Origin of the sequence: Helcococcus bovis (genome assembly GCF_046035835.1) — a bacterium.
Classification (GTDB): domain Bacteria; phylum Bacillota; class Clostridia; order Tissierellales; family Peptoniphilaceae; genus Helcococcus; species Helcococcus bovis.
The window spans coordinates 1-231 of sequence record NZ_JBFNGB010000064.1 but is presented as its reverse complement, the minus strand read 5'-3'; the positions used below and the strand labels follow the sequence as shown (position 1 = coordinate 231).

At 26.0% G+C, this 231-nt stretch carries 1 protein-coding gene; it reads left to right on the top strand.

Annotated elements, in window-relative coordinates; translation table 11 throughout:
• Positions 1-172, top strand: a 172-nt coding sequence (locus ABGF48_RS08520) for an ArsC/Spx/MgsR family protein (protein WP_408105904.1), incomplete at its 5' end; no start/stop codon positions are given.
• Positions 173-231: the final 59 nt, after the last annotated feature.

Below are 231 nucleotides of genomic sequence, written 5' to 3'. Positions count from 1 at the left end.
TACAATTTACAAAGAAAATAAAATCAAAGATAAATTAAATGATATGACTTTAGATGAAAAATATGATATATTATCTACAAATGGAATGCTTGTGAAAAGACCAATTTTACTTGAAGACGATAAAATTTTAGTTGGGCCGGAAGTTAAAAAATATATAGAGGAATTAGAATAGGATGGCATTAGTTAAAGCGAAAATTACAAAAATGGTTTATCCAAACTACTCAATCGCAT